Raw genomic sequence first — 22,757 nt, 5'->3', positions numbered from 1 at the left:
GAGCCACGGAACACAAGGGATAGACTGTTCACAATCGACAGAATAAATGTCTACAATTTTTTCTTACGGTGCGACCTGCAGCATCGCCGGATCAGTCAGCGGCAAAAGCCAGCGCGCCTGCCCGGGCTTCAGCCCGCCACGGCGCGAACGATCCACGACCCAGCCACGAGCCTCGATTTGCTTGCCTTTGAGCTTCTCAAGCGACGCATCATCGAATTGCCCCAGCCTATTGGGTGCAACCCGCAATACAACCGAATCCTGCAACTCGATCCAAACCCCGCCGCGATTGCGCTGAACTTTGCTCACACGACCACTGAGCACGGCGAAGCCTGACGCGTTGATCTGCTCCGCTTTCAGTACAGGTGATTGTCGCCACAGCCCGAGGCCGGCCTGACGGGCACTGCGTTCCGCCGCTTGCTGGCAGCCGACCAAATCGACGTTCGGCGCTACCGCGACCTGAAAACCGAGACCTTCAGCAAGCATCTGTGCTTCGAGGTTGGTACCGTCGACGCCGTAGACATGGGCCAGGGTGCGACCGTAATGGTCCTTGCTTTCTTTACCCGGCAGCAAACCGACCCGCCCGTCGCTGGCGGCCACCAGGGCTTCCAGGCGCTTGCGCGCGGCCACGGCGAACGGCTCGTCGGAACGACCATGCTTGCCCAGCTCCGGAGTGTTCAAACCGATCATGCGCACACTGCGTCCATCGCTCAGACGCAAGGTGTCGCCATCCACCACCCGCTGCACCGCGACCGGCGTCAGCCCGCTCGGCGCCGGGCAGAAGGCCTGGGCAGCGGAAAGCCAAATCGCAGACATAAAAAAGGCGCCCGCGAGGGACGCCTTTTTCATCAGCATGGAAAAACCGTAACGGCTTCCCAAGTTGATCGGCCTTAGGCCTTTTTCGCGCCGAAAGCACCGAAACGGTCTGCGAAACGCTGAACGCGGCCGCCAGTGTCCAGAGTCTTTTGCTTACCGGTGTAGAACGGGTGGCATTCGTTGCAAACGTCGATCGCCAGGGCTTTGCCGTAGGTCGAACGGGTTTCGAACTTGTTGCCGCAGCTGCAAGTTACGTCAACTGCTGGGTATTCTGGATGGATATCGGCTTTCATGGTGTCTTCCTCAGGCTAGCGTGCCGCCACCCAACACTATTGTTGAATACCGCACGTAATTAGGCCGCGGATTCTACCAGACCTTTGCGATCACGCAAGCTGTCGTGGGTGCCCTCCATCAGGAAAGACTGTTCAATGTTGACGGCGTCTTTTAACGCCATGCTGCGTTGCTACTCCTCCCCATAGCGCGCTATGAGTCGTCGTAGCGCCTTGCCTGGCATTAAAATCCACTCGTCAACACTTGAACGCTTTCCTGATGGAGGACACAAATCCGACCGTCTGCTAGGCTCCCGGCCTTCGTCATCGCTCCCTCATCGAGAAAACAATCGCGTGCCCAACGCTATTCTGCGCCTCGCCCTGCCTTCGCCCCTGCGCCGCCTGTTCGACTATCGCGCCCCGGCCGGAGTCCTGCGCGCCCAGCTTCACCCGGGCATGCGTTTGCGGGTGCCATTCGGTCGGAGGGAGATGATCGGGATTCTGGTAGAGGTCACCGACACCAGCGAAGTGCCGGCAGAAAAGCTCAAACCGGCCCTGGCCCTGCTCGACGTCACGCCGCCGCTCCCCCCCGCGCTGTTCAAGCTGTGCCTGTGGACCTCTCAGTATTACCAGCACAGCCTCGGCGACACATTGAGCTGGGCGCTGCCGGTGTTGCTGCGTCAAGGCGAACTGGCAGAAGCCCGCCAGGAGCGTTTCTGGTCCGCCGCCCCCGGCGCCAGCCTCGATGATCCGCGCATCGCCCGCGCCCCGCGGCAACGTGAAGCCCTGGCGACCCTGGCCCAGCACCCCCACGGTGTCGCCCATCAGCTGCTGAGCAAACTGATGCTGAGCAAGGACAGCCTCGATCTGTTGCTGGCCAAAGACCTCGTGCAGGTGGAAATCCGCAAACACGCCCCCGGCGCTCGCCACGAACGCTGGCTGGCGCAACCGGAATTACCGCTCAACCCCGAGCAGCGTGCTGCTTACGAGGCGATTCGCGCCGGGTTCGACAGTTATCACGCGTTCCTGCTGGCCGGCGTCACCGGCAGCGGCAAGACCGAAGTCTATTTACAGCTGATCCGCGAAACCCTCGAGGCCGGCAAGCAAGCCCTGGTGCTGATCCCGGAAATCAACCTCGGCCCGCAAACCCTGGCGCGCTTCGAACAGCGCTTCAATGCGCGCATCGCGCTGATCCATTCCGCGGTCAACGACCGCGAGCGCCTGGACGCCTGGCTGGCCGCACGGGACGGCGAAGCCGACATTATTATCGGCACCCGCTCGGCGCTGTTCACGCCGATGAAAAACCCCGGCCTGATCATCATCGATGAAGAGCACGACGGTTCCTATAAACAGCAGGAAGGGCTGCGCTACCACGCCCGCGACCTGGCGCTGGTTCGCGCCCGGCAGGAAAACATCCCGATCGTGCTCGGCTCCGCTACGCCGTCGCTGGAAAGCCTGCAAAACGCCTACACCGGTCGTTACGGCCTCTTACGCCTGAATGAGCGCGCCGGTGGCGCCAAGCAACCGCGCTTCCTGCGCCTGGATGTGAAAAGTCGTCCACTGGACAGCGGCATTTCCGGACCGATGCAGCAAGCCATCGGTCAGACTCTCGCCGCCGGCCAGCAGGTGTTGGTATTTCTCAACCGCCGAGGGTTCGCCCCGACGCTGCTCTGCCACGATTGCGGCTGGATGTCCGAATGCCAGCGCTGCGACGCGCGAATGACCGTGCACCAGCGCTCGGGCGAACTGCGTTGCCACCACTGTGGCTACGTCGAACGCGTGCCCCGGCATTGCCCGAAGTGCGGCAAGGTCGACCTCCGACCGGTAGGCGCCGGTACCGAGCGCGCCGAGGAACGCCTGGGGATTCTGTTCCCGGACGTCCCGGTACTGCGGGTCGACCGCGACAGTACTTCACGCAAAGACGCGATGAATCAGTTGTTCGCGACCATCCAGAAAGGCCAGCCGTGCATTCTGGTCGGCACGCAGATGCTTGCCAAAGGACACCACTTTCCTCGGGTGACCCTGGTGTCGATTCTCGATGCCGATGGCGGACTCTTCTCCGGCGACTTCCGCGCCAGCGAGCGCATGGCGCAGTTGATCGTCCAGGTCGCCGGGCGCGCGGGGCGGGCCGAAGAGCCGGGTAAAGTGATCATCCAGACGCACCTGGCCGACCATCCGCTGCTGGTGCAGTTGACCGAACAGGGCTATTTCGCCTTTGCCGAACAGGCGTTGAGCGAACGCCGCTCCGCGGGTCTGCCGCCGTTTGCGCATCTTGCGCTGCTGCGGGCCGAAGCGCACAAACCGGGGCAGGCCGAAGGCTTTCTGGATGAGGCGTGCAGCGAGGCCGAGCGACTGCTGGCCGAGCAGCATCTGACCGGTATCGAGTTGCTGGGGCCGGTACCGGCGCCAATGGAACGACGGGCCGGGCGCTATCGCGCGCAGTTGTTGCTGCAAGCCACGGCCCGGGCGCCGTTGCATCGATTATTGAGCAGTTGGTTGCTGGCTTTGGAGCAGATGCCGAGTGGGCGAGCGGTGCGGTGGTCTTTGGATGTCGACCCTGTGGATTTGTATTGATTGGAAGATTGCTTTCGCGAGCAAGCCCGCTCCCACAGGGGTTTTGAGGCGGCCCCCGAATATGTGAACACTTGGGATCCCGTGTGGGAGCGGGCTTGCTCGCGAAGGCGGCCGATTTGTCACCACATATCCATAACCTGCCCGCTATAGTTGGCAAGCCCGTCTTCGCAACGGATAATGCCCAGTTTTTCCACCAGCGCACTGAAGCGCCGCCGCGCCTGCGGTCGAAAGAGAAGACCATGAAAGACACCATTCGCCAGCTGATCCAACAAGCCATCACCCAACTCGTCAACGAAGGTGTGTTGCCTGAAGGCCTGTCGCCGGCGATCCAGGTGGAAAACTCCCGTGACAAGACTCACGGCGACTTCGCCAGCAACATCGCGATGATGCTGGCGAAACCGGCCGGTATGAAACCCCGTGACCTGGCCGAGAAAATCATCGCCGCGCTGCCGGCTGACGAGAACGTCTCCAAAGCCGAAATCGCCGGCCCTGGCTTCCTGAACTTCTTCCAGAACACCCAAGCCCTGGCGACCCGTCTGGACGCGGCCCTGGCCGACGACCACATCGGCGTGCGCAAGGCCGGCCCGGTGCAGCGCACCGTAGTCGACCTGTCGGCACCGAACCTGGCCAAGGAGATGCACGTCGGCCACTTGCGCTCGACCATCATCGGCGACGGCGTGGCGCGGGTTCTGGAATTCCTCGGCGACACCGTGATCCGTCAGAACCACGTCGGCGACTGGGGCACCCAGTTCGGCATGCTGATGGCTTATCTGCAGGAAAACCCGATCACCAGCGACGAGCTGTCGGACCTGGAAAACTTCTACCGCGCCGCCAAGCAGCGCTTCGACGAATCCGCAGAGTTCGCCGACCGCGCCCGTGGCCTGGTGGTCAAGCTGCAAGCCGGCGACCCGGACTGCCTGGCGCTGTGGACCAAGTTCAAGGACATCTCGCTGTCCCACTGCCAGAAAATCTACGAACTGCTGAACGTCAAACTGACCATGGCCGACGTAATGGGCGAAAGCGCCTACAACGACGACCTGATCAACGTGGTCAACGACCTCAAGGCCAAGGGCATGCTGGTCGAGAGCAACGGCGCTCAATGCGTGTTCCTCGACGAATTCAAGAACGCCGATGGCGATCCGCTGCCGGTGATCATCGTCAAGGCCGACGGCGGCTACCTCTACGCCACCACCGACCTGGCGGCCGTACGCTACCGCAGCGGCGTGCTGAAGGCCGATCGCGCGCTGTATTTCGTTGACCAGCGCCAGGCGCTGCACTTCCAGCAAGTGTTCCAGGTCGCGCGCCTGGCCGGCTTCGTGACCCATCCGATGGAAATGGAACACATGGGCTTCGGCACCATGAACGGCGCCGACGGCCGTCCGTTCAAGACCCGTGACGGCGGCACCGTGAAGCTGATCGACCTGCTGACCGAAGCCCAGGAACGCGCCTACACGCTGGTGAAGGAGAAGAACCCGGAGTTGGCCGAAGACGAGTTGCGCAACATCGCCAAGGTCGTTGGCATTGGCGCGGTGAAGTACGCCGACCTGTCCAAGCACCGCACCAGCGACTACAGCTTCAACTTCGACCTGATGCTGAACTTCGAAGGCAACACCGCGCCATACCTGCTGTACGCCTATACCCGGGTGGCCGGCGTGTTCCGCAAACTCGGCAAGGACTTCAGCGAAGTCGAAGGGCAGATCGTCCTCGAAGCGCCGCACGAGCATGAGCTGGCAGCGAAACTGGCGCAGTTCGGCGAAATCCTGAATAACGTGGCGGACAAAGGTACACCGCACATCCTCTGCACCTACCTGTACGATGTTGCCGGCCTGTTCTCCAGCTTCTACGAGAACTGCCCGATCCTCGGCGCCGACACCCCGGCGCAAATGCAGAGCCGTCTGCGCCTTGCCGCGTTGACCGGCCGCACTCTCAAGCAAGGCCTGGAACTCTTGGGTCTGGAAACTCTGGAGCGTATGTAAGTTGGCTGCCAAGAAAAAACCTGCACCCAAGCGTGGCGCCAGCCGTTACCAAGCTCCTGCAAAGCAACCGATCCCGGGCTGGCTGTGGATGGCCATCGGCCTGACGGTCGGCGCGTTCATTGTGTTCCTGATGAAGCTGGAGCCGGGCAAGGGCAGTGACAGCGTCAAGCGCGAGAAGGTCGAGCAGCAGAAAGCCACCAAGATCGCCGAGGCCAACAAGACCCCGCCGAGCCCGACGCAACCGGTGAAGCCGAAGTACGACTTCTACACCTTGCTGCCGGAATCGGAAGTGATCGTGCCGCCGGACGCGGTGCCGGAGAAGACCCTGCCGACGCCACAGGTACCGGCCATTCCGACCACACCGGTCACACCGGCGGAAGCGGCGAAGATCGACACCGCCCGGGCGCAAGCGGCATTGGCCGGCATCACCCCGCCGCCAGCACCACCGGTGGCAAAAGCGGCGCCGGTGACCAAGTTCTTCCTGCAGGCGGGATCGTTTCGCAAGGAAGCCGATGCCGACAAGGTTCGGGCGCAGATCATCCTGCTGGGGCAGGCCGTTGCGGTTGAGTCCGGGACGGTGAAGGACGAAACCTGGTACCGGGTGCTGGTCGGGCCGTTCAGCAACCGCGAACAGTTGACCACCGCCCAGAAACAATTGGCGGGCAGCGGCTTCAGCAACCTGCTGTTACAACAACGCCAGAGCCGCTGATCCCACTGTACTGGCAGAAGCAATCTGCTTTTGTGGCGAGGGAGCTTGCTCCCGTTCGGCTGCGAAGCGGCCCTAAAATCGACCGCCAAGGTCTGTCTGGCCAACCGCGGCGACCGACTTTAGGGCCGCTTCGCGCCCCAACGGGGGCAAGCCCCCTCGCCATAGGGATTCACTTGCACCCGCCTTCGCAAATGACACACCGCTCGTCCCCCGCCGCGTCCTGCAGTTGAAAAACGCTCCACCACCCCCATATGAGTTGGCATAAGGCATTTTCGCCCCGCTGCGTGGAGACTCTCCCTTGACCACCATCGTTTCAGTTCGCCGCCACGGCAAAGTCGTCATGGGCGGCGACGGCCAGGTTTCGCTCGGTAATACCGTGATGAAAGGCAATGCGAAAAAAGTTCGCCGCCTTTACCACGGCCAGGTTATCGCCGGTTTTGCCGGGGCCACTGCTGACGCCTTTACCCTCTTCGAACGTTTTGAAGGTCAGCTAGAGAAGCATCAAGGCCACCTGGTTCGCGCCGCCGTCGAACTCGCCAAAGAATGGCGCACCGACCGCTCCTTGAGCCGCCTCGAAGCCATGCTTGCGGTCGCCAACAAAGATGCCTCCCTGATCATCACCGGCAATGGTGACGTGGTTGAGCCCGAAGAAGGCCTGATCGCCATGGGTTCCGGCGGTGGCTACGCCCAGGCGGCGGCCAGCGCGCTGTTGAAAAAGACTGACCTGTCGGCCCGGGAAATCGTCGAAACCGCTTTGGGCATCGCTGGCGACATCTGCGTGTTCACCAACCACAACATCACCATCGAGGAGCAGGATCTCGCTGAGTAAGCCTGTACCGGCCTAGCGCCACGGCTCACTTTTGCTTGAGGACCGCCAATTACTATGCCCATGACCCCCCGTGAAATCGTCCACGAACTCAATCGCCATATCATCGGCCAGGACGATGCCAAACGCGCCGTCGCCATTGCCTTGCGCAACCGCTGGCGCCGGATGCAGCTGCCCGAAGAGCTGCGTGTCGAAGTCACCCCCAAGAACATCCTGATGATCGGCCCGACCGGTGTCGGTAAAACCGAGATCGCCCGTCGCCTGGCCAAACTCGCCAACGCACCGTTCATCAAAGTCGAAGCAACCAAGTTCACCGAAGTCGGCTACGTCGGCCGCGACGTCGAGTCGATCATTCGCGATCTGGCTGATGCCGCGATCAAACTGCTGCGCGAACAGGAAATGACCAAGGTTCGCCACCGCGCTGAAGACGCCGCCGAAGAACGCATCCTCGACGCGCTGCTGCCACCGGCACGCATGGGTTTCAACAACGAAGACGCCGCCCCGGCCCAGGACTCCAACACCCGTCAGCTGTTCCGCAAACGCCTGCGTGAAGGTCAGCTGGATGACAAGGAGATCGAAATCGAAGTGGCCGAAATCACCGGCGTCGATATCTCCGCCCCACCGGGCATGGAAGAAATGACCAACCAGCTGCAAAGCCTGTTTGCCAACATGGGCAAGGGCAAACGCAAGAACCGCAAGCTCAAGGTCAAGGAAGCACTGAAACTGGTTCGCGACGAAGAAGCCGGTCGCCTGGTCAACGAAGAAGAATTGAAGGCCAAGGCCCTGGAAGCCGTCGAGCAGCACGGCATCGTGTTCATCGATGAAATCGACAAGGTCGCCAAACGCGGCAATACCGGTGGCGTCGACGTGTCCCGTGAAGGCGTACAACGCGACTTGCTGCCGCTGATCGAAGGCTGCACCGTCAACACCAAGCTGGGCATGGTCAAGACCGACCACATCCTGTTCATCGCCTCCGGTGCGTTCCACCTGAGCAAGCCGAGCGATCTGGTGCCGGAACTGCAAGGCCGCCTGCCGATTCGCGTCGAACTCAAGGCCCTGAGCCCGGAAGATTTCGAACGCATCCTCAGCGAGCCGCACGCATCGCTCACCGAGCAGTATTGCGCGCTGCTGAAAACCGAAGGCCTTCTCATCGAATTCCAGCCCGATGGCATCAAGCGCATTGCCGAGATCGCCTGGCAGGTCAATGAGAAGACCGAGAACATCGGTGCCCGTCGCCTGCACACCCTGCTCGAGCGCCTGCTCGAAGAGGTGTCGTTCAGCGCCGGCGATCTGGCCAGCACCCACGAGGAAAAGCCAATCCTGATCGATGCCGATTACGTCAACAGCCACTTGGGCGAATTGGCGCAGAACGAAGACCTGTCCCGTTATATCCTGTAAGCCATACTTACAGTGGTAGCGGATCCGCAGGGATAAAAATGTGGGAGCGGGACTGCCCGCGAAGGCGTCCTCAAGGGCGATAAAAGCTTCGCGGGCAAGCCCGCTCCCACAGGGTTCAGCGTCGACCCGCAACCCCTGTCGACCCACTCAGAACGGACGCCAGGCCATGACCCAACTCCCCACCGACATCAAACTGCACAAAGCCTCGAAAACCCTGACGCTCAAATACGCGTCCGGCGAGGAGTATCACCTGAGCGCCGAATTCCTTCGCGTGCACTCTCCTTCCGCCGAGGTCCAGGGCCACGGCAAACCTATCCTGCAATTTGGCAAGATCGGCGTAGGCCTGAGCAAGGTCGAACCGGCCGGTCAGTACGCACTGAAATTGACCTTCGACGACGGCCACGACAGCGGACTGTTCACCTGGGAATATCTGTACCAGTTGGCGGTGCGCCAAGAGGATCTGTGGAACGATTATCTTGCGGAACTCAAAGCGGCTGGAAAGACCCGAGATCCGAACGAGTCGGTCGTCAAGCTGATGCTCTAGGTCAGGCCTCGGGGTATTTAGAGGGCATTTTCTAATTCCATCTGTTTGAATGCTTGGCTGCGGTGTCAACGATTGGCCCGCTTGCGAAAAAAATTAAACTCGGGTAACCAATGGAGCTGGCAAGTTCCGTGCAGTGCTCTCTGAACTGAAAAGCAGCTATGCGCAATTAACGGTCACCCGAGCAGTAGTACCTGGCGTTTGCTGTGTGACTTCACAGTTGGGCTCAGGTACTCGCCTCAGGACAATGGAGCGTCGTAGATGAGTAACAAGCAAAACGATGACCTGAAATTCCAGGCTTCAGAAAATACCTTGGGACTGAATCCTGTTGTGGGTCTGCGTAGAAAGGATCTACTGGGCTCTGCCCGAATGGTGCTGACCCAGGCCATCAGGCAACCCATCCACAGTGCCAGGCACGTCGCCCATTTCGGCATCGAACTCAAGAACGTGCTGTTCGGAAAATCCGAGCTTCAACCGCAAAGCGACGACCGCCGTTTCCTCGACCCGGCCTGGAGCCAAAACCCTCTCTACAAACGTTATTTGCAAACTTATCTGGCGTGGCGCAAGGAGCTCCACACCTGGATCGATAAGAGCAATCTCTCGCCCAAGGACGTCGCTCGCGGGCATTTCGTGATCAACCTCATGACCGAAGCCATGGCCCCGACCAACACGGCGGCCAACCCGGCGGCGGTCAAGCGCTTCTTTGAAACCGGCGGCAAAAGCCTGCTCGACGGCCTCTCCCACCTGGCCAAGGATCTGATCCACAACGGCGGCATGCCGAGTCAGGTCAACATGGGCGCGTTCGAAGTCGGCAAGAGCCTGGGCGTGACCGAAGGCGCCGTGGTCTTTCGCAACGACGTGCTGGAGCTGATCCAGTACAAGCCGATTACCGAGCAAGTGCATGAGCGCCCACTGCTGGTGGTGCCGCCGCAGATCAACAAGTTCTACGTTTTCGACCTGAGCCCGGACAAGAGCCTGGCGCGCTTCTGCCTGCGCAACAATGTGCAGACCTTCATCGTCAGCTGGCGCAACCCGACCAAGGAGCAGCGCGAGTGGGGCCTGTCGACCTACATCGAGGCGCTCAAGGAAGCGGTCGATGTCGTCACCGCGATCACCGGCAGCAAAGACGTGAACATGCTCGGTGCCTGCTCCGGCGGCATCACCTGCACTGCCCTGCTGGGTCATTACGCAGCGATCGGCGAAAAGAAAGTCAACGCGCTCACACTGCTGGTCAGCGTGCTCGACACCACCCTCGACAGCGACGTGGCCCTGTTCGTCGACGAGCAGACCCTCGAAGCCGCCAAGCGCCACTCCTATCAGGCCGGTGTGCTGGAAGGTCGCGACATGGCGAAAGTCTTCGCCTGGATGCGCCCCAACGACTTGATCTGGAACTACTGGGTCAACAACTACCTGTTGGGCAACGAGCCACCGGTTTTCGACATTCTGTTCTGGAACAACGACACCACTCGCCTGCCGGCAGCGTTCCACGGCGACCTGATCGAGATGTTCAAAAACAACCCATTGATCCGCCCCAACGCACTGGAAGTGTGCGGCACGCCGATCGACCTCAAAAAGGTCGACGCCGACATCTTTTCCCTGGCTGGCACCAACGATCACATCACTCCGTGGAAGTCCTGCTACAAGTCGGCACAGTTGTTCGGCGGCAAGGTCGAGTTCGTGCTGTCCAGCAGCGGTCATATCCAGAGCATTCTGAACCCGCCGGGCAATCCGAAAGCGCGCTACATGACCAGCACCGACATGCCGGTCAAAGCCGAGGAGTGGATGGAAAACTCCACCAAACACACCGACTCCTGGTGGCTGCATTGGCAGGCATGGCAGGCAGAACGCTCGGGCAAACTGAAAAAGTCCCCCGCCAACCTTGGCAACAAGGCCTATCCCGCGGGTGAAGCGTCGCCAGGCACGTATGTGCACGAACGTTGAGCTTCAAACAACTCGCAGTCCGCGGCACTGGAAGGTGCCGCGATTGTTATTAATCAGCCTCGAGGCCAGCCTCGAACATTCTGCGACGGCCCGGGATGGCCCGATCAGCGTTTAAAACCTACAGGGCTTCGTGCATGCCGCAACCGTTCGTATTTCGTACCGTCAACCTGGATGGGCAAACCCTCCGCACCGCGGTACGCCCCGGCAAGCCTCACTTGACGCCCTTGCTGATTTTCAACGGCATCGGCGCCAACCTGGAGCTGATATTTCCGTTCGTCCAGGCGCTGGATCCGGACCTGGAAGTCATCGCCTTCGACGTACCCGGTGTCGGCGGCTCATCGACGCCCAGCCGACCGTATCGCTTTTCGGGCCTGGCGAAACTGACGGCGCGAATGCTCGACTATCTCGATTACGGGCAGGTCAATGTAATCGGTGTGTCGTGGGGTGGCGCCCTGGCGCAGCAATTTGCCTATGACTATCCCGAGCGCTGCAAGAAGCTGGTGTTGGCGGCCACGGCGGCCGGCACAGTGATGGTGCCGGGCAAGCCGAAAGTGCTGTGGATGATGGCCAGCCCGCGGCGCTACATCCAGCCGTCCCATGTGATTCGCATCGCGCCGATGATCTATGGCGGCTCGTTCCGTCGCGATCCGACCCTGGCTGCCAGTCACGCCGCCAGAGTCCGTTCGGCCGGCAAACTGGGCTATTACTGGCAACTGTTCGCCGGCTTCGGCTGGACCAGCATTCACTGGCTGCACAAAATCCAACAGCCGACCCTGGTGCTGGCCGGCGACGATGACCCTCTGATCCCGCTGATCAATATGCGCATGCTGGCCTGGCGAATTCCCAATGCCCAACTGCACATCATCGACGACGGTCATCTGTTCTTGATTACCCGGGCCGAAGCGGTGGCACCGATCATCATGAAGTTTCTCGAAGAGGAACGTCAGCGCGCGGTGATGCATCCGCATCCGGCGCCATCGGGCAGTTGACCGGCCCCGGCTTTGGTTCAGGAAAAGAGCGTCGACAGGACGTCGTACCGCGCAACAATCCGCAACAACGTCTATGGTGATTTGTTCGGTGAGTTTGTTTTTGGCCTGATGACGAAGGAGTGTTGACTCATGCGCGACAAACCAGCGAAGGGCTCCTTGCCCACTCCCGCTGCATTCATCAACGCACAGAGTGCGGTGACCGGTCTGCGCGGCCGGGACCTGCTTTCGACCTTGCGCAGCCTGGCCACCCACGGCCTGCGTAACCCGGTGTACACGGCCCGGCATGCCTTGAAGCTGGGTGGCCAGCTTGGCCGCGTGCTATTGGGTGAGACCCTGCACCCGATCAATCCGCAAGACAGTCGCTTTGCCGACCCGACGTGGAGCCTCAACCCTTTTTATCGCCGCAGCTTGCAGGCCTACCTGAGTTGGCAGAAGGAGGTCAAAAACTGGATCGACGAAAGCAACCTGAACCCGGACGATCGCGCCCGCGCCCACTTTGCCTTTGCCTTGATCAACGACGCCGTGGCGCCCTCCAACACCCTGCTCAATCCGCTGGCGATCAAGGAATTTTTCAACTCCGGCGGCCACAGTCTGGTGCGAGGTATCGGCCATCTGCTCGACGATCTTATGCACAACGACGGCCTGCCCAGACAAGTCACCAAACAAGCATTCGAGGTGGGTAAAACGGTCGCCACCACTACCGGGTCCGTGGTGTTTCGCAATGAGCTGCTGGAGCTGATCCAGTACAAGCCGATGAGCGAAAAACAGTATTCCAAGCCGTTGCTGATCGTGCCGCCACAGATCAACAAGTTCTACATTTTCGACTTGAGCCCCAGTAACAGCTTCGTCCAGTTCGCTCTTAAGAACGGCTTGCAGACATTCATTATCAGCTGGCGCAATCCTGATGTGCGTCACCGCGAATGGGGGCTGTCGTCTTACGTCGAAGCCACCGAAGAAGCGATGAATGTGTGCCGGGCGATCACCGGCGCGCGTGACGTCAACCTGATGGGTGCCTGCGCCGGCGGGCTGACCATCGCTGCGCTGCAAGGGCACTTGCAAGCCAAGCGGCAGCTGCGGCGGGTGTCCAGCGCGACCTACCTGGTCAGCCTGCTCGACAGTCAGATAGACAGCCCGGCCACCCTCTTCGTCGACGAACAGACGCTGGAAGCGGCCAAGCGCCGCTCGTATCAGAAGGGCGTTCTGGAAGGTCGCGACATGGCCAGGGTGTTCGCCTGGATGCGTCCCAACGATTTGATCTGGAATTACTTCGTCAATAACTACCTGCTGGGCAAGGAGCCGCCGGCGTTCGACATCCTTTACTGGAACAATGACAACACGCGCCTGCCGGCAGCGTTTCATGGCGACCTGCTGGACTTCTTCAAGCACAACCCGCTGAGTCATCCGGGCGGGCTGGAAGTGTGCGGCACACCGATCGATCTGCAGAAAGTCACCGTCGACAGTTTCAGCGTGGCCGGCATAAACGACCACATCACCCCGTGGGATGCGGTGTATCGCTCGACCTTGCTGCTGGGTGGCGAGCGGCGATTCGTGCTGTCGAGCAGCGGTCATGTGCAGAGCATTCTCAACCCGCCGCACAATTCGAAAGCCAACTACGTCGAGAACCCGAAACTGAGCAGCGACCCGCGGGCCTGGTATTACGACGCCAAACGCGTCGAGGGCAGTTGGTGGGCGCAATGGCTGAGCTGGATTCAGGAACGCTCCGGCACTCAACACGAAACCCTGATGACCCTTGGCAACCAGAACTATCCACCGATGGAGGCGGCGCCCGGTACTTACGTGCGCGTGCGCTGACGTTCAATGAACCACGGCCGCCAATGGCCGTGGCCTGACTCGACCATTAAGAAGACTGGATGAAAACCCGCGACCGGATTCTCGAATGTGCCCTGCAGTTGTTCAATGAGAAGGGCGAACCGAACGTGTCCACCATGGAAGTGGCCAACGAAATGGGCATCAGCCCCGGCAACCTCTACTACCACTTCCACGGCAAGGAACCGCTGATCCTCGGGCTGTTCGAACGCTTCCAGACCGAACTGACGCCCTTGCTCGATCCACCGTCCGATGTGGAATTGGCACCCGAAGATTACTGGCTGTTCCTGCACCTGATCGTCGAACGCCTGGCCCAATACCGGTTTCTGTTCCAGGATCTGTCGAACCTTGCCGGCCGCCTGCCGAAACTGGCCAAGGGGATACGCAACCTGCTCAATGCGTTGAAGCGCACACTCGCCTCATTGCTGGCGCAGTTGAAGGCTCAGGGTCAACTGGTCAGTGACACCCAGGCGCTGGGGCAACTGGTGGAGCAAATCACCATGACGTTGCTGTTCTCGCTGGACTATCAGCGGATTCTCGACCGTGAAGGTGAAGTGCGGCTGGTGGTGTATCAGATCATGATGCTGGTGGCGCCGCACTTGCTGCCGCCGGTGAAAGTCGCGACCGAGCGGTTGGCGTTGCAGTACCTGGAAGAGCACGACTAACCCTGTGGGAGCGGGCTTGCTCGCGAAAGTGGTTCATCATTCAAGATTGATCTCGACTGACACGCCGCTTTCGCGAGCAAGCCCGCTCCCACAGTAGATCCGTGGTGCTATTTAGAATGTATCCGCAAACAAAAACGCCCGACCTTTACAGGCCGGGCGTAATCGTTCCCACGCGGAGCGTGGGAACGATCATCAGGACTGACTGGTTGGCGCCGATGTAGTCGGTGCGACAGTCGGGCTTACAGCAGGGGTCGGCGCAGTGCCGGAGTTCGCCGTGCTGACCGGGGTTACCGGTTTAGCGGGTGCCGCTGCTGATTTTGGCGCTGCCGCTTTCGGGGCTGCCGGTTTTTTCACTGCTGGCTTCTTCGCTGCAGCGGGTTTGGCCGCTGCGGTTTTAGCTGCAGGTTTGGCCGCCGCTTTAGCAGCTGGTTTTGCAGCAGCTTTTACAGCGGGTTTAGCGGCCGCTTTGGCTGCAGGTTTCGCAGCTGCAGTTTTGGCTGCCGGTTTCGCTGCGGCCTTGGCCAATGGCTTGGCAGCACTTTTGGCTGCAGGTTTGGCCGCCGCGGTTTTCGCCGCAACAGGCGCAACCTTGGCGCCGGTGAGTTTTTCGATTTGCTTGGTCAGGGTATCGACCTTGCTGTGCAGTGCCTTGACCTCATTGCGGCTCGGCACACCCAGGCGCGAAATGGCGCTGTTCAGGCGCTTGTCAAAAGCCCCTTCCAGCTCATCCCACTTGCCCAGTGCGCGATCTTTCACGCCACTGATACGCGATTTGGCCGACGAAGCCGAATCCTTGGCGGCATCGACTTTCTTGCCGACAGCGCTCTTGGTGAGTTTCTCGGCTTTCTCGCCGTCCTTAACCAATGCATCGAAGAGTTTGCTGCCGTCAGTGTCAATCTTCGAGTACACGCCTAAACCAGCCAGCCAGATCTTGCGGGAGTAGTCTTCGACCTTCCCGATCCACGAGCTGCCTTCTTTTTCAGTATTCTTTTTGCCAGCCATCCCGTTCTCCTTAAGATTTACGCGCGACACGTTCGAGCAATGCCGTCAGCTCATCGAGCTTAGCAGAGAGTGTCTCCACGTCATGTTTAGACGGAATACCGATACGATTCAAGGCACTTGCGATACGCGTATCGAAAGCCTTCTCGACCTTGTCGAGTTGAAGTTCGACTTTGCCCTTGAAAGTACTCACTTCACTCTTGGCTTCATCGATCTCGGCATTAGCCGCTTCAAGCTTTTCAGTGACGACTTTTTTACCTTTCTTTTCAACAGCTTGACCGGCCTTGATCAACTCTTGAACGTACTCGCTACCCTCTTGGCCGACCTTGGTGTAGGCACCCAGGCCTGCCAGCCAGATCTTGCGGGCATACGATTTGACGTCGTTCAGAGTGTTGGTCTCAACGTCGACTTTTTTCTTCAAAATAACTTTGGCCATGGTGCACCTCACGCGCAGAAGGGTTGAGGAACTGCCCGCGAAAGTGTCGGGCTCAGGCACAAAGTAGGGAGAAAAATTAGAAACGGCACCCTAACAAATGACACAAAACCTGTAGATGCAGAACAGATGCGGGAGCGGGCTTGCTCGCGAATGCGGTGTGTCACTCAGCATTGATGTCGACTGACACACCGCATTCGCGAGCAAGCCCGCTCCCACATTAATCGCATTCCACACAATAACCGGATTACGCCAACGCTTTGTCGAGCGCCCTTTCGATTTCCGATTTGATGGTCCCGCTCATAGCAGACATCAACAGCCCCAGTTCGACATCGACCCTGATCGAATCCTCGCCCACATGCACCGCGCCCTTCACCCCGGAACGCTTGAGGTTCAAGGTGTCGCCGGACCACTGCGGCTCCAGGCCATATTGATCGGACAGTTTCTGCGCCAACTTGTCGGCCTTCTCGCGGGCCGCTTCCTTACCCAGGCCGTGGGCACGCTCAACACTGATATGGGCCATCGAATGACTCCTGCTTTATGAATACTTCCTGAGTCATCTTGACCGTTGCTGCGTCAAAACGTCCCGGTTTCTCTATATCTTACCTTCAGCCTTGCCAAGACAAAGCAGGCTACCGGGATTAGAATGCCCGCATTCTCTTTTGGTGACAGCGATATGACTGATCAGCGCAAAGGCAGCGATGCCGAACCCACCACTCACTTCGGCTTCAAAAACGTTCCGGAAAGCCAGAAAGCGGAAAAAGTCGCTGAGGTTTTTCACTCGGTAGCCGCCAAGTACGACCTGATGAACGACCTCCTGTCGGGCGGCATGCACCGTCTGTGGAAGCGTTTCGCGATCGAACTGTCGGGCGTGCGCGCCGGTAACCGTGTGCTGGACATCGCCGGTGGCACTGGCGACCTGACCAAAAAGTTTTCGCATCTTGTGGGACCGACTGGTCAGGTAGTGTTGGCCGACATCAACGAATCCATGCTCAAGGTCGGTCGTGACCGCCTGCTGGATCTGGGTGTGTCCGGCAACGTCGAATTCGTCCAGGCCGACGCTGAAAAGCTGCCGTTCCCGGACAACCACTTCGACTGCGTGACCATCGCTTTCGGCCTGCGCAACGTGACGCATAAAGAAGACGCCCTGCGCTCGATGCTGCGCGTGCTCAAGCCCGGCGGTCGCCTGCTGGTGCTGGAGTTCTCCAAACCCACCAACGCACTGATGTCCAAAGCCTACGATGCCTATTCGTTCGCCTTCATGCCGTTGATGGGCAAGCTGATCACCAATGATTCGGAAAGCTATCGCTACCTGGCCGAATCGATCCGCATGCACCCGAATCAGGAAACCCTGAAGTCGATGATGGTCGAGGCCGGTTTCGACCGCGTGACCTACCACAACATGACCGCAGGCATCGTCGCCCTGCACCGTGGCATCAAACCCTGATGTTGCTGGCCGGCCTGCTCGCCAGCGTTGAACTCGGCCTGAACCGGGTGCTGCGTCTCGACAGCACGGCGCTGCCGCGGCTGGCGCATTTGAGTGGCAAGGTGATTGCCGTCGACTGCCGCAGCCCGGCGCTGCAAGTGTTCATCCTGCCCAGCGATGAAGGTCTGATGCTCGCCTCCCACTGGGAAACCGGTGCCGACTGCACCTTGCGCGCACCGGCCTCAAGCCTGCTGAAACTGGCGACGAGCAAGGACAAGACTTCGGTTCTGCATGCCCCGGAAGTCGAACTCGACGGCGACAGCGGCGTGCTGCTGGAACTGGCGGCGGTCCTGCAGGACCTCGAACTGGACTGGGAGTACGAACTCTCGCGCTGGCTGGGACCTGTGGCCACGCAACTGGTCGGCGGTCACCTGCGCAGTCGCGCACGCTGGTATCAGCAAGGGTTCGCCAGCCTCAACCAGAACCTGGGCGAGTACCTGGCCGAAGAATCGCGCACCCTCGTCGGTCAGCGCGAAGCCGAGGCCCGTTTCAGTGAACTGGACCAGATCAAACTCGATCTGGAACGTCTCGAGGCGCGTTTCGAGCGCCTTTCCCGATCCCTCGACCCAAGCGATAACGCATGAAGCTGCTTGCCGTCCGCCGTTTGTTGCGCATCCAGCGCGTCGTGATCCGCTACCGCCTCGATGACCTGTTGTTCGCCCTGCCGCTGCCCTGGTTTTTGCTGGCGCTGCGCTATGCCTTGCCGTGGCGCTGGTTCCCGCGCAAGCCCCTGGACCTGAGCCGTGGCGCGCGATTGCGCCTGGCGCTGCAGGACCTGGGGCCGATTTTCATCAAGTTCGGCCAGATCCTTTCGACGCGCCGCGACCTGCTGCCCGAAGACATCGCCGATGAACTGATGATGTTGCAAGACCGCGTGCCGCCGTTCGATTCGCAAGTGTCGGTCCGACTGATCGAAGAGCAGCTCGGCAAAAAGATCAGTGAAGTATTCAGCCGTTTCGACGTTGAACCGCTGGCCTCGGCCTCGGTGGCGCAGGTGCATGCCGCACAGTTGAAAACCGGTGAAGAAGTTGTTGTCAAAGTGATCCGCCCGGGCCTGAAACCGATCATCGCCCAGGATCTGGCATGGCTGTTCATTCTTGCTCGCGCCGCGGAAAAACTCTCGGCCGACGCCCGCCTGCTGCACCCGGTGGACGTGGTCAGCGACTACGAAAAAACCATCTATGACGAACTCGACCTGCTGCGCGAGGCGGCCAACGCCAGCCAGTTGAAGCGCAACTTCGACGGTTCGCCGCTGCTCTATGTGCCGCAAGTCTATTGGGACTGGTGCCGGCCGAAGGTGCTGGTGATGGAGCGCATCTACGGGATTCAGGTCACTGACCTCGCGACCCTGGCCGACCAGCGCACCGACATGAAAATGCTTGCCGAACGTGGCGTGGAGATCTTCTTCACCCAAGTGTTCCGCGACAGCTTCTTCCACGCCGACATGCACCCCGGCAATATCTTCGTCAGCACCGTGCAGCCCTGGAGCCCGCAGTACATCGCCATCGACTGCGGCATCGTCGGCAGCCTGACCCCGGAAGACCAGGACTATCTGGCGCGCAACCTGTTCGCGTTCTTCAAGCGTGACTACCGGCGTGTCGCGCAACTGCACATCGACTCGGGCTGGGTACCGGCAGAAACCAAACTCAACGAATTCGAAGCGGCGATCCGCACGGTGTGCGAGCCGATCTTCGAAAAACCGTTAAAAGATATTTCCTTTGGCCAGGTGCTGATGCGCCTGTTCCAGACCGCCCGCCGCTTCAACATGGAAGTGCAGCCGCAGTTGGTCTTGCTGCAAAAAACCCTGTTGAACATCGAAGGCCTGGGTCGCCAGTTGTACCCGGACCTCGATCTGTGGAACACCGCCCAGCCGTTCCTCGAACGCTGGATGCGCGAGCGCGTCAGCCCCAAAGCCTTGCTGGGCAACGTGCAGAGCCAGTTCGAACAGCTCCCGCACCTGGCCAACATGGCCCGCGACCTGCTTGAGCGCATGTCCCAACCCCACGCCAACGACCCGCCGCCTCCGTGGCACCGGCGCAAGGACGACGTGTTCCTGCGCCTGCTCGGTACCGCTCATCTGGCGGGTGGCACGATACTCGCCGCCGGTGGCCCGTTGCACGAACTGGGGCATTGGCCCGCCGGAATCATGGTGGCGATCGGCTTGTATCTGGTCGTTCGCCGATAGCCAGTTGGATCATCGGCTGGCACACTGTTTGAACGCTGAATTTGAACATTGGCCTCAACTATTGAAGTAGAGCCCGCTGTCGGAGTCGAAGATGAAAAACTGGCTGGACGAGATCAAGTGGGACGCCGATGGCCTGGTGCCGGCGATTGCCCAGGATCACAAGACCGGACGCGTCCTGATGATGGCCTGGATGAACCGTGAAGCACTGCAATTGACCGCCGCCGAGAACCGTGCCATTTACTGGTCACGTTCCCGTGGCAAGCTGTGGCGCAAGGGCGAAGAGTCCGGCCACGTGCAAACCCTGCATGAGATGCGCCTGGACTGTGACGCTGACGTGATCATCCTGATGGTCGAGCAGATCGGCGACATCGCCTGCCATACCGGCCGTCAGAGCTGCTTCTATCGCGTCTTCGAGAACGGCGACTGGAAAACCGTCGACCCGGTTCTCAAAGACCCGCACGCCATCTACTCCGCAGGACATACCCATGAGTGACACCCTGACCCGTCTGGCCCAGGTGCTGGAAGAGCGCAAAGGCGCCGCCGCCGACAGCTCGTATGTCGCCAGCCTGTACCACAAAGGCTTGAACAAGATTCTGGAAAAAGTCGGCGAAGAGTCGGTCGAAACCATTATCGCCGCCAAGGATGCCGCCATCAGCGGTGACTGCAGCGATGTGATCTACGAGACCGCCGACCTGTGGTTCCACAGCATGGTCATGCTCGCCCAGTTGGGGCAACATCCACAGGCTGTGCTCGATGAACTGGACCGTCGCTTCGGTCTGTCCGGACACGCCGAGAAAGCCTCGCGCCCGTCCGCCTGAATAATTATTGGAGAGGAACGCAACATGGGCATTTTTGACTGGAAACACTGGATCGTCATCCTGATTGTCGTGGTACTGGTGTTCGGCACCAAGAAACTGAAAAACCTCGGCACTGACGTGGGCGAGTCGATCAAGGGCTTTCGCAAGGCCATGAACGACGAAGAGAAACCGGCCGACCCGACTGCGACTCCGGCCCAACCGGTTCCGCCGACCCAGCCACAGGCCACAACGTCTGTGAACCCGCCGCACACCATCGACGTGCAGGCGCAAAAAGTCGAAGAGCCGATCCGCAAAGACTCGTGAGCACTGACTAATGTTTGGTATCAGCTTCTCTGAACTGCTGCTCGTCGGCCTCGTCGCCCTGCTGGTGCTGGGCCCCGAGCGCCTGCCGGGTGCTGCGCGCACCGCCGGCCTGTGGGTCGGGCGGCTGAAGCGCAGCTTCAACGCGATCAAACAGGAAGTTGAACGTGAAATCGGTGCCGACGAGATTCGCCGGCAACTGCACAACGAGCACATTCTGTCCCTGGAACAGGAGGCGCGGAAGATTTTCACGCCGACTCAGCAGGAACCAACGCCGGTAGAACCTGTGACGACGCCGACGATTCATGCGCCGGTCGCCGAGGCTGCGCCTGTCACTGCACCGACAGAAACCGTAAAAGCCGCTGAAGCGGCAGCGGTTATCGCGCCGGTCGAACCCGTTTCTCCTGCGGCGGCGCCGACAGCTCCCGCCCCTCATGACCCAACATTGCCGCCGCGAGCCCCATGAGCGATCTCCCCGAAAACGACCAGCACATGCCACTGGTCTCGCACCTCACCGAGTTGCGCACCCGCCTGCTGCGCTGTGTAGCGGCGATTTTCATCATCTTCGCCGGGTTGTTCGCCTTCACCCAGCAGATCTACACCTTCGTCTCCACGCCGCTGCGCCAATACCTGCCGGCCGGCGCGACGATGATCGCCACCGACGTGTCGTCACCGTTCCTGACGCCGCTGAAGCTGACCATGATGGTTTCGCTGTTCCTGGCAATCCCGGTGATCCTGCATCAGATCTGGGGCTTCATCGCGCCGGGCCTGTACAAGCATGAGAAGCGCATCGCCGTGCCATTGCTGGTCTCCAGCATCCTGCTGTTCTACACCGGCATGGCCTTCGCCTATTTCCTGGTGTTCCCGCTGATCTTCAAGTTCTTCGCCGCCGCCACCCCGGCCGGCGTGGAAATGATGACCGACATCACCAGCTACCTCGATTTCGTCATGACACTGTTCTTCGCCTTCGGCGTGGCGTTCGAAATCCCGGTGGCCGTGGTATTGCTGGTATGGATCGGCGTGGTCAACGTGACTTACCTGAAGAAGATCCGCCCGTACGTGGTCATCGGTTGCTTCGTGGTCGGCATGATCCTGACGCCGCCGGACATCTTCTCGCAGACGCTGTTGGCCGTACCGATGTGGTTGCTGTTCGAGATCGGCGTCCTGTTCGGCGGCCTGATCAGCAAGCGCGGCGAGCACCCGGACGAAAAACCGGCTGACGATCACAACGACCAGCCGCCAGCGACCCAAGCGTGAACCTGCTACTCCTCGAGGAGGCCGATTTCATTGCGGCCGACCGGGCGATCCTGCGCGATCGCCGCTTGACTCATATGCAGGAAGTCCACCGCTGTGAAGTGGGTGACAGCATGCGCGTCGGGCGAATCGGCGGGCTCATGGGTGCCGCCGAAGTACTGCGCCTGGACGCCGACGAAGCCGAGTTGCGCGTCACTCTCGACCAACCGCCGCCGGCCAAGCTGCCACTGACCCTGGTACTGGCCCTGCCACGGCCGAAAATGCTCCGTCGGGTGTTCCAGACCGTGGCCGCCATGGGTGTGCCACGAATCGTGCTGGTGAACAGCTATCGCGTCGAGAAGAGCTTCTGGCAAACCCCGTTCCTGGAACCGGAAGCGATTCGGGAGCAATTGATCCTGGGTCTTGAACAAGCCCGGGACAGCGTGCTGCCAGAGGTCGTCATCGAGAAGCGCTTCAAACCTTTTGTCGAAGACCGTCTGCCGGCCATTACCGAAGGCACCCTCGGTCTGGTCGGCCATCCCGGTAACTACCCGCCCTGCCCCCGCGGCCTGGACGAACCCGTGACTCTGGCCATCGGCCCCGAAGGCGGCTGGATTCCCTACGAAATCGACCTGCTGGCCAAGGCCGGCTTGCAACCGGTGCAGCTTGGCGAGCGCATCCTGCGGGTTGAAACCGCCGTCACTGCACTGCTTTCGCGGCTGTTTTAAAGTCAAACACCACACCAGTGGGAGCGGGCTTGCTCACGAAGACGGCG

General features: G+C 60.4%; 24 protein-coding genes. 19 read left to right on the top strand and 5 right to left on the bottom strand.

The window, feature by feature from the left end:
- Nucleotides 1–63: 63 nt before the first annotated feature.
- Nucleotides 64–852: a thermonuclease family protein gene (locus PSH64_RS02095; protein ID WP_305479787.1), complete on the bottom strand. Its 789-nt coding sequence runs from the start codon at nt 850–852 to the stop codon at nt 64–66.
- A gap of 35 nt (nt 853–887) precedes the next feature.
- On the bottom strand, nt 888–1,106 hold the full coding sequence (rpmE, locus tag PSH64_RS02090; protein ID WP_105340587.1) for a 50S ribosomal protein L31: 219 nt from the start codon (nt 1,104–1,106) through the stop codon (nt 888–890).
- Nucleotides 1,107–1,436: 330 nt separating this feature from the next.
- Between rpmE and PSH64_RS02085 the strand changes: the two genes are divergently transcribed.
- The 10 genes from PSH64_RS02085 to PSH64_RS02040 all read left to right on the top strand — a co-directional run bounded on the left by PSH64_RS02085 (nt 1,437) and on the right by PSH64_RS02040 (nt 14,528).
- Entirely contained in the window at nt 1,437–3,656 is a 2,220-nt protein-coding gene (locus tag PSH64_RS02085; protein WP_105340588.1) for a primosomal protein N', read from the top strand.
- A 239-nt stretch (nt 3,657–3,895) separates the two neighbouring features.
- On the top strand, nt 3,896–5,632 hold the full coding sequence (gene argS, locus PSH64_RS02080) for an arginine--tRNA ligase (protein ID WP_105340589.1): 1,737 nt from the start codon (nt 3,896–3,898) through the stop codon (nt 5,630–5,632).
- A gap of 1 nt (nt 5,633) precedes the next feature.
- Nucleotides 5,634–6,341 (top strand): SPOR domain-containing protein, encoded by a 708-nt coding sequence (locus tag PSH64_RS02075; RefSeq protein ID WP_305479785.1) that lies wholly within the window; start codon nt 5,634–5,636, stop codon nt 6,339–6,341.
- Nucleotides 6,342–6,639: 298 nt separating this feature from the next.
- Nucleotides 6,640–7,170, top strand: a complete 531-nt coding sequence (hslV, locus tag PSH64_RS02070; RefSeq protein WP_007936812.1) for an ATP-dependent protease subunit HslV — start codon at nt 6,640–6,642, stop codon at nt 7,168–7,170.
- A gap of 54 nt (nt 7,171–7,224) precedes the next feature.
- Nucleotides 7,225–8,565 (top strand): ATP-dependent protease ATPase subunit HslU, encoded by a 1,341-nt coding sequence (gene hslU / locus PSH64_RS02065; protein WP_105340591.1) that lies wholly within the window; start codon nt 7,225–7,227, stop codon nt 8,563–8,565.
- A 166-nt stretch (nt 8,566–8,731) separates the two neighbouring features.
- Nucleotides 8,732–9,109, top strand: a complete 378-nt coding sequence (locus PSH64_RS02060) for a gamma-butyrobetaine hydroxylase-like domain-containing protein (protein ID WP_105340592.1) — start codon at nt 8,732–8,734, stop codon at nt 9,107–9,109.
- Between the two features lie 258 nt (nt 9,110–9,367).
- Nucleotides 9,368–11,047 (top strand): class II poly(R)-hydroxyalkanoic acid synthase, encoded by a 1,680-nt coding sequence (gene phaC, locus PSH64_RS02055; RefSeq protein WP_105340593.1) that lies wholly within the window; start codon nt 9,368–9,370, stop codon nt 11,045–11,047.
- Between the two features lie 134 nt (nt 11,048–11,181).
- Complete coding sequence (gene phaZ / locus PSH64_RS02050; RefSeq protein ID WP_086944125.1) at nt 11,182–12,036, top strand: poly(3-hydroxyalkanoate) depolymerase; 855 nt, start codon at nt 11,182–11,184, stop codon at nt 12,034–12,036.
- A 129-nt stretch (nt 12,037–12,165) separates the two neighbouring features.
- Nucleotides 12,166–13,848, top strand: coding sequence for a class II poly(R)-hydroxyalkanoic acid synthase (gene phaC, locus PSH64_RS02045; protein ID WP_305479784.1), 1,683 nt, complete (start codon nt 12,166–12,168; stop codon nt 13,846–13,848).
- Between the two features lie 59 nt (nt 13,849–13,907).
- A complete protein-coding gene (locus tag PSH64_RS02040; RefSeq protein ID WP_105340595.1) occupies nt 13,908–14,528 on the top strand; it encodes a TetR/AcrR family transcriptional regulator in 621 nt (206 codons plus the stop codon).
- A gap of 192 nt (nt 14,529–14,720) precedes the next feature.
- Here PSH64_RS02040 and PSH64_RS02035 read toward each other — a convergent pair whose 3' ends face one another.
- The 3 genes from PSH64_RS02035 to PSH64_RS02020 form a co-directional block, all read right to left on the bottom strand.
- Complete coding sequence (locus PSH64_RS02035) at nt 14,721–15,530, bottom strand: phasin family protein (protein ID WP_305479783.1); 810 nt, start codon at nt 15,528–15,530, stop codon at nt 14,721–14,723.
- 10 nt (nt 15,531–15,540) lie between these two features.
- On the bottom strand, nt 15,541–15,963 hold the full coding sequence (locus PSH64_RS02030) for a phasin family protein (protein WP_105340597.1): 423 nt from the start codon (nt 15,961–15,963) through the stop codon (nt 15,541–15,543).
- 244 nt (nt 15,964–16,207) lie between these two features.
- On the bottom strand, nt 16,208–16,483 hold the full coding sequence (locus PSH64_RS02020; protein ID WP_018929158.1) for a polyhydroxyalkanoic acid system family protein: 276 nt from the start codon (nt 16,481–16,483) through the stop codon (nt 16,208–16,210).
- A gap of 153 nt (nt 16,484–16,636) precedes the next feature.
- Between PSH64_RS02020 and ubiE the strand changes: the two genes are divergently transcribed.
- The 9 genes from ubiE (at nt 16,637) to PSH64_RS01975 (ending at nt 22,710) form a co-directional block, all read left to right on the top strand.
- Entirely contained in the window at nt 16,637–17,407 is a 771-nt protein-coding gene (gene ubiE, locus PSH64_RS02015; protein WP_007936800.1) for a bifunctional demethylmenaquinone methyltransferase/2-methoxy-6-polyprenyl-1,4-benzoquinol methylase UbiE, read from the top strand.
- Nucleotides 17,407–18,030: an SCP2 domain-containing protein gene (locus PSH64_RS02010; protein ID WP_305479782.1), complete on the top strand. Its 624-nt coding sequence runs from the start codon at nt 17,407–17,409 to the stop codon at nt 18,028–18,030. The genes ubiE and PSH64_RS02010 overlap by 1 nt, the downstream gene beginning before the upstream one ends.
- Nucleotides 18,027–19,631 (top strand): ubiquinone biosynthesis regulatory protein kinase UbiB, encoded by a 1,605-nt coding sequence (gene ubiB / locus PSH64_RS02005; RefSeq protein WP_105340599.1) that lies wholly within the window; start codon nt 18,027–18,029, stop codon nt 19,629–19,631. Before PSH64_RS02010 ends, ubiB begins: the two co-directional genes overlap by 4 nt.
- A 91-nt stretch (nt 19,632–19,722) precedes the next feature.
- Nucleotides 19,723–20,124, top strand: a complete 402-nt coding sequence (hisI, locus tag PSH64_RS02000) for a phosphoribosyl-AMP cyclohydrolase (RefSeq protein WP_007936797.1) — start codon at nt 19,723–19,725, stop codon at nt 20,122–20,124.
- On the top strand, nt 20,117–20,449 hold the full coding sequence (locus PSH64_RS01995; protein WP_007899279.1) for a phosphoribosyl-ATP diphosphatase: 333 nt from the start codon (nt 20,117–20,119) through the stop codon (nt 20,447–20,449). Before hisI ends, PSH64_RS01995 begins: the two co-directional genes overlap by 8 nt.
- A 24-nt stretch (nt 20,450–20,473) precedes the next feature.
- Nucleotides 20,474–20,752: a twin-arginine translocase TatA/TatE family subunit gene (locus PSH64_RS01990; protein WP_105340600.1), complete on the top strand. Its 279-nt coding sequence runs from the start codon at nt 20,474–20,476 to the stop codon at nt 20,750–20,752.
- Between the two features lie 10 nt (nt 20,753–20,762).
- On the top strand, nt 20,763–21,215 hold the full coding sequence (gene tatB, locus PSH64_RS01985) for a Sec-independent protein translocase protein TatB (RefSeq protein ID WP_305479781.1): 453 nt from the start codon (nt 20,763–20,765) through the stop codon (nt 21,213–21,215).
- The gene (gene tatC, locus PSH64_RS01980; protein ID WP_007936792.1) at nt 21,212–22,006 is read left to right on the top strand and encodes a twin-arginine translocase subunit TatC; all 795 of its coding nucleotides are present in this window, start codon (nt 21,212–21,214) and stop codon (nt 22,004–22,006) included. Before tatB ends, tatC begins: the two co-directional genes overlap by 4 nt.
- Nucleotides 22,003–22,710 carry a 16S rRNA (uracil(1498)-N(3))-methyltransferase gene (locus PSH64_RS01975; RefSeq protein ID WP_018929166.1) on the top strand — a complete coding sequence of 236 codons (708 nt, stop codon included), beginning with the start codon at nt 22,003–22,005 and terminating at the stop codon, nt 22,708–22,710. Before tatC ends, PSH64_RS01975 begins: the two co-directional genes overlap by 4 nt.
- Nucleotides 22,711–22,757: the final 47 nt, after the last annotated feature.

The organism is Pseudomonas sp. FP1742 (genome assembly GCF_030687145.1).
In the GTDB taxonomy this organism is placed as follows: Bacteria; Pseudomonadota; Gammaproteobacteria; order Pseudomonadales; family Pseudomonadaceae; genus Aquipseudomonas; species Aquipseudomonas frederiksbergensis_D.
This window is presented reverse-complemented; position numbering and strand designations above follow the sequence as displayed.

Coding starts and splice junctions, on each gene's coding strand:
- PSH64_RS02095 (WP_305479787.1), bottom strand. CDS start 852: ATGCTGATGAAAAAGGCGTCCCTCGCGGGCGCCTTTTTTATGTCTGCG.
- rpmE (WP_105340587.1), bottom strand. CDS start 1,106: ATGAAAGCCGATATCCATCCAGAATACCCAGCAGTTGACGTAACTTGC.
- argS (WP_105340589.1), top strand. CDS start 3,896: ATGAAAGACACCATTCGCCAGCTGATCCAACAAGCCATCACCCAACTC.
- hslU (WP_105340591.1), top strand. CDS start 7,225: ATGCCCATGACCCCCCGTGAAATCGTCCACGAACTCAATCGCCATATC.
- PSH64_RS02060 (WP_105340592.1), top strand. CDS start 8,732: ATGACCCAACTCCCCACCGACATCAAACTGCACAAAGCCTCGAAAACC.
- phaC (WP_105340593.1), top strand. CDS start 9,368: ATGAGTAACAAGCAAAACGATGACCTGAAATTCCAGGCTTCAGAAAAT.
- phaZ (WP_086944125.1), top strand. CDS start 11,182: ATGCCGCAACCGTTCGTATTTCGTACCGTCAACCTGGATGGGCAAACC.
- phaC (WP_305479784.1), top strand. CDS start 12,166: ATGCGCGACAAACCAGCGAAGGGCTCCTTGCCCACTCCCGCTGCATTC.
- PSH64_RS02040 (WP_105340595.1), top strand. CDS start 13,908: ATGAAAACCCGCGACCGGATTCTCGAATGTGCCCTGCAGTTGTTCAAT.
- PSH64_RS02035 (WP_305479783.1), bottom strand. CDS start 15,530: ATGGCTGGCAAAAAGAATACTGAAAAAGAAGGCAGCTCGTGGATCGGG.
- PSH64_RS02030 (WP_105340597.1), bottom strand. CDS start 15,963: ATGGCCAAAGTTATTTTGAAGAAAAAAGTCGACGTTGAGACCAACACT.
- PSH64_RS02020 (WP_018929158.1), bottom strand. CDS start 16,483: ATGGCCCATATCAGTGTTGAGCGTGCCCACGGCCTGGGTAAGGAAGCG.
- ubiE (WP_007936800.1), top strand. CDS start 16,637: ATGACTGATCAGCGCAAAGGCAGCGATGCCGAACCCACCACTCACTTC.
- PSH64_RS02010 (WP_305479782.1), top strand. CDS start 17,407: ATGTTGCTGGCCGGCCTGCTCGCCAGCGTTGAACTCGGCCTGAACCGG.
- ubiB (WP_105340599.1), top strand. CDS start 18,027: ATGAAGCTGCTTGCCGTCCGCCGTTTGTTGCGCATCCAGCGCGTCGTG.
- hisI (WP_007936797.1), top strand. CDS start 19,723: ATGAAAAACTGGCTGGACGAGATCAAGTGGGACGCCGATGGCCTGGTG.
- PSH64_RS01995 (WP_007899279.1), top strand. CDS start 20,117: ATGAGTGACACCCTGACCCGTCTGGCCCAGGTGCTGGAAGAGCGCAAA.
- PSH64_RS01990 (WP_105340600.1), top strand. CDS start 20,474: ATGGGCATTTTTGACTGGAAACACTGGATCGTCATCCTGATTGTCGTG.
- tatB (WP_305479781.1), top strand. CDS start 20,763: ATGTTTGGTATCAGCTTCTCTGAACTGCTGCTCGTCGGCCTCGTCGCC.
- tatC (WP_007936792.1), top strand. CDS start 21,212: ATGAGCGATCTCCCCGAAAACGACCAGCACATGCCACTGGTCTCGCAC.